At 71.1% G+C, this 5,231-nt stretch carries 5 protein-coding genes; all 5 read left to right on the top strand.

The window, feature by feature from the left end; translation table 11 throughout:
* Positions 1-485: hypothetical protein (locus G3O00_RS39750; RefSeq protein ID WP_206146262.1), on the top strand; the 485-nt coding region annotated here is incomplete at its 5' end.
* A 63-nt stretch (positions 486-548) separates the two neighbouring features.
* Positions 549-2,297 (top strand): acyl-CoA synthetase family protein, encoded by a 1,749-nt coding sequence (locus G3O00_RS39745; protein WP_206146261.1) that lies wholly within the window; start codon positions 549-551, stop codon positions 2,295-2,297.
* Complete coding sequence (locus G3O00_RS39740) at positions 2,294-3,277, top strand: acyl-CoA synthetase (protein WP_206146260.1); 984 nt, start codon at positions 2,294-2,296, stop codon at positions 3,275-3,277. The genes G3O00_RS39745 and G3O00_RS39740 overlap by 4 nt, the downstream gene beginning before the upstream one ends.
* Positions 3,274-3,942 carry an outer membrane lipoprotein carrier protein LolA gene (locus G3O00_RS39735; RefSeq protein ID WP_206146259.1) on the top strand — a complete coding sequence of 223 codons (669 nt, stop codon included), beginning with the start codon at positions 3,274-3,276 and terminating at the stop codon, positions 3,940-3,942. The genes G3O00_RS39740 and G3O00_RS39735 overlap by 4 nt, the downstream gene beginning before the upstream one ends.
* Positions 3,942-5,231, top strand: a 1,290-nt coding sequence (locus G3O00_RS39730) for an MMPL family transporter (protein ID WP_206146258.1), incomplete at its 3' end; no start/stop codon positions are given. The genes G3O00_RS39735 and G3O00_RS39730, both read left to right, overlap by 1 nt.

Here is a 5,231-nt window from a genome sequence, read left to right as displayed (position 1 = left end):
CGCATCGCGCGTGGCTCGTGCCGGCGTGGCTGCTTGCCGCCGCCGCGCTGTGGGCCACGCGCGTGCCGCTCGCCCGGCATTTCGAATGGGGCCTGTATCTGGAACACGCAAGTTTCAACCTCGCGATGGCGCTGCTGTTCGGCCGCACGCTCGCGGCCGGCCAGGTGCCGCTGTGCACGCGCTTCGCGACGATGATCCACGGCACGATCACGCCGGCCGTCGCGCGCTACACGCGGCGGATCACGCTCGCATGGACGCTGTTCTTCGTCGCGATCGCCGCCGTGTCGACGCTGCTGTTCGCGACCGCGCCGATCGTCACGTGGTCGACGTTCGCGAACTACCTGTCGCTGCCGCTCGTCGCCGTGATGTTCGCCGCCGAGCATGCGTGCCGGCGCTTCGCACTGCCGCACGAAGCACGGCCGCGCATGGTCGATGCGGTGCGCGCGTATCGCGCGACGACCCACGCATCGCAGCCGTCACGATGAATTCACGGCCGGCGCGACGCCGCCATGCGGCGCGCCGGCCTTCGCTCCCGTTTTGACCGATTTATGCCGACTCACCCGCTGGTTTTTCATTCGTCTCCGGACCAGACGATCGCCTGGCGCGACGGCGCGCCCGTCACCGTGCGCGCGTTCGTCGCCGACGTTGCACGCGTGGCCGCCGCGCTGCCCACCGGCGGCCACGTGTTCAATGTGTGCCGCGACCGCTACCGCTTCGCGGTCAGCCTGTGCGCCGCGCTCGTGGCCGGCAAGATCAGCCTGCTGCCCTCGACGCACACGCCGGAAATGGTCCGCCAGCTCGCCTCGTTCGCGCCCGACGCGTTCTGCCTGCACGACGCGCCCGACTGCGCGATCGACCTGCCGCGCTTCGCGTACCCCGATGCCGCCCCCGGCGCGCTCGCGAGCGATGCGCCGTTCGCCGTCCCGCAGATCGATGCGGCGCGGATCATGGCCTACGTGTTCACGTCCGGCTCGACCGGCGCGCCGGTGCCGCACCGCAAGACCTGGGGCTTCCTGGTCGGCTGCGTGCGCGCGGCGGCCGACCGCCTCGGGCTGCTCGACGGCCGCGCGGCCACGCTGATCGGCACGGTGCCCGCGCAGCACATGTACGGCTTCGAGTCGACGGTGCTGCTCGCGCTGATCGGCGGCCTCGCGTTCAGCAACCGCCAGCCGTTCTACCCGGTCGACATTCGCGACGAACTCGACGCGATCCCGCAGCCGCGCGTGCTCGTCACGTCGCCGATCCACCTGCGTGCGCTGCTGGCGGCCGGCCATGCGCTGCCGCCTGCCGCGCTCGTGCTGTCGGCCACCGCGCCGCTGTCGGAAAAGCTCGCGTACGAAGCCGAGGCCGCGCTCGACGCGCCGCTCGTCGAAATCTACGGCAGCACCGAAACCGGCCAGATCGCCACGCGCCGCACGTCGCAAGGCGCGACGTGGGCGTTGTTCCCGGACATCCGGCTCGACGCGCGCGACGACCCGGAGAGCGACGACGGCGAGCCGACGATCTGGGTATCGGGCGGGCACGTCGAGGCGCCCGTGCCGATGGGCGATGCGCTCGAACTGCTCGACGACGGCCGGTTCCTGCTGCACGGCCGCAAGGCCGACCTCGTCAACATCGCCGGCAAGCGCACGTCGCTCGCATACCTGAACCATCAGCTCAATGCGATTCCGCAGGTGATCGACGGCGTGTTCTTCATGCCCGACGATGTCGCGCCCGCACACGCCGACTCGGGGCTCGAACCGGTCACGCGTCTCGTCGCGCTGGTCGTCGCACCGACGCTCGCGTCAGCCGACCTGCAGCGCGCGCTGCGCGAACGGATCGATCCTGCGTTCATGCCGCGCCCGCTCGTGTTCGTCGACGCGCTGCCGCGCAACGAAACGGGCAAGCTGCCACGCGACGTGCTCACCGCGCTCGTTGCGCAACATGCGCGCACCGCAGCCGCGCCGACGCCCGTACGCGCCCCGGCCGGCATGCCCGCGCCCGCGCTCGGATTCACGATCCCCGCCGGTCACCCCGCGCTGCCCGGCCACTTCCCCGGCCATCCGGTCGTGCCGGGCGTCGTGCTGCTCGATCACGCGATCCATGCGATCGGCACGGCGCTGAACCGCCCGCTGCACACGTGGCGCCTCGGGTCCGCGAAATTCCTGAGCCCGGTCGCCCCCGGCGAACCGCTCGATCTCGCCTACGACGTGGCCTCAAGCGGCGCGATCCGCTTCACGCTGCGCGCCGGGGCGCGTGAAGTCGCGAGCGGTGTGCTGTCTGCGCCGCCGGCCGCGCAGGATGGCGCGCAGCCATGAAGCGCACCGCGTGGGCCGAACGCCAGGAGCGCAGCAATGCCGGCTTGCTGCGCGCGATGACGTGGATCTCGCTGCGCTTCGGCCGGCAGCGCGCGCGCGTCGTACTGCACCTGATCGCGACGTATTTCGTGCTGTTCTCGCCAGTCGCATGCGCGGCATCGCGTGACTACCTGCGCCGCGTGCTCGGCCGCCCCGCGCGCTGGCGCGACGTGTACCGGCACGTGTTCACGTTCGCGGCAACGATCCACGATCGTATCTACCTGATGAACGGGCGCTTCGACCTGTTCGACATCCGGCTGCACGGCGAAACGCTCGTCGATGACGCACTCGCGGGCGGACGCGGCGCATTCCTGATGGGCGCGCACCTCGGCAGCTTCGAGGTCGTGCGCGCGATCGGCCGCACGCACCCGGACCTGCGCGTGGTCGTGACGATGTACGAGAAGAACGCGCGCAAGATCAACGCGACGCTCGCCGCGGTGAATCCCGCCGCGCAGCCGGAAGTGATCCCGCTCGGGCAGGTCGACTCGATGCTGAAGGTGCGCGAGCGCCTCGACGCGAACTGCATGGTCGGCATGCTCGCCGACCGCACGCTGCTCGACGACGCGGCCGCGTCGCTGCGGCGGCTGCCGCTGCTCGGCGCGCCGGCCGCGTTCCCGCTCGGGCCGCTCTACATGGCCGCGATGTTGAAGCGTCCGGTGATCTTCATGACGGGCCTCTATCGCGACGGCAACCGCTACGATGTGCACTTCGAGACGCTCGCCGATTTCTCCGACGTGCGGCGCGACGCACGCGCGGCGGCCGTCGACGCGGCACTCGCGCGCTACGTCGCGCTGCTCGACAAGTACTGCCGCGTGGCACCGTACAACTGGTTCAACTATTTCGATTTCTGGCAAGGCGGCGATGCCGCGACCGTGACCGCGCGCAGCGACGCGGCGCGCGCCGGTGCCGGCCTGTCCGCCACGAGGGATTCCGACGCATGACCGCCGTTCGCCGCCGCCTGCCCACGCTCCCGTCCATGCTGCGTCGCGCCGTCCGCATGCTGGCCGTCGCCGTCACCGTCGCTGTCGCGGCAACCCCCACCGCGATCGCACTGGCTGCCGCGCCCGTGCAGGCGGCCGACACGGCACCGGCGTGGACGCTCGACCGGCTGATGTCGACGCTCGCGCAGCACAAGTCGGGACGCGCGACATTCACCGAGACGAAATACCTGTCGATCGCGACGCAGCCGGTCGAATCGTCAGGCGAACTTGTATTCGTCGCGCCCGATCATCTCGAGAAGCACACGCTGAGCCCGAAGCCGGAACACCTCGTCGTCGACGGCGACATGCTCACCGTCGAGCGCAACAACCGCAAGTACACGCTCGCGCTCGCACGCTATCCGGAACTCGGCGCGTTCATCGACAGCATCCGCGCGACGCTCGCCGGCAACCGCTTCGCGCTCGAACAGGTGTACAAGGTCGCACTCGCCGGGCGCGGCGACGACTGGACGCTGACGCTCACGCCGCTCGATTCGCGGATGCTGAAGGTCGTCAGCACGATCACGCTCGACGGCACGCGCGACGTGTTGCGCAGCGTCGCGATCCGGCAGGCCGACGGCGACCGTTCGGTGATGCGCCTGCAACCCGTTCCGGTGAACCCGAACTGATGGACGATCGCACCCGGCCCCCGTCGTCACCGGTCATGCGACGCCTGCACGCGCTGCGGCAGCGCGCGGTGCTCGTGTGGCTGTTTGTGCTCATCGCATGCGGCGTCGCGATCGGGCGCGCGCACTTCACGGCCGACCTGTCCGCGTTCCTGCCGAGTGCGCCGAGCGCCGGGCAGCGCGTGCTCGTCGACCAGTTGCGCGACGGCATCGTGTCGCGGCTGATCCTCGTCGCGATCGACGGCGGCGATGCCGCGACACGCGCCGCGTTGTCGCGACGCGTCGCCGGCGCGCTGCGCACCGATCCGCAGTTCGCGGCCGTTCACAACGGCGAAGCCGCGAACGACGCGCGCGATCGCCAGTTCATCTTCGATCACCGCTACCTGCTGAGCCCGGCCGTCACGCCGCAGCGCTTCAGCGCCGCCGGCCTGCATCAGGCGCTCGGCGACAGCCTCGACCTGCTGAGCTCGTCGGCCGGCCTCGTGGCCAAGGCGATGCTGCCGCGCGACCCGACCGGTGAAGTCGCCACGCTCGTCGACCAGTTCGACAGCGCGGCGGAACCGGCGAGCCGCGACGGCGTGTGGGCGTCGCGCGACGGCACGCGCGCGGTGCTCGTCGTGCAGACGGCCGCCGCCGGTTCCGATACCGATGCGCAGGCCCGCGCGATCGACACCGTGCGCCGCGCGTTCGCCACTGCGAAGCAGGCCGTGCCGAACGCCGCCGCGACCACGCTCGCGATGACGGGCCCCGGCGTGTTCTCGGTCGACACGCGCGACACGATCCGGCACGACGTCGAACGGCTGTCGACGGCGAGCGTCGTGCTGATCGTCGCACTGCTGCTGACGCTGTACCGTTCGCCGCGCACGCTCGCGCTCGGGTTGCTGCCGGTACTGACGGGTGTCGCGGCGGGCATCGCGGCGGTCAGCCTCGCGTTCGGCACGGTTCACGGGCTGACGCTCGGCTTCGGTACGACGCTGATCGGCGAAGCCGTCGACTATTCGATCTACCTGTTCGTGCAGTCGGCGCAGGCCGGCACGCGCGGCGCGACTCGCCCGGCCGACGCGACGCGCGCATGGGTCGCCGCGTACTGGCCGACGATCCGGCTCGGCGTGCTGACGTCCGTGTGCGGGTTCGCGTCGATGCTGTTTTCTGGATTCCCGGGCCTCGTGCAGCTCGGGCTGTATTCGATCGTCGGGCTGACGGCCGCCGCGCTCGTCACGCGCTTCGTGCTGCCGCACCTGCGCGGCGAGCATGTCGCGATCCGCGACGTGTCACGCGTCGGCGCCGTGCTC

The organism is Burkholderia sp. Ac-20384 (genome assembly GCF_017104605.1).
In the GTDB taxonomy this organism is placed as follows: Bacteria; Pseudomonadota; Gammaproteobacteria; order Burkholderiales; family Burkholderiaceae; genus Burkholderia; species Burkholderia lata.
The sequence above is the reverse complement of the archived record's forward strand: the minus strand, read 5'-3'. Positions and strand labels throughout refer to the sequence as shown.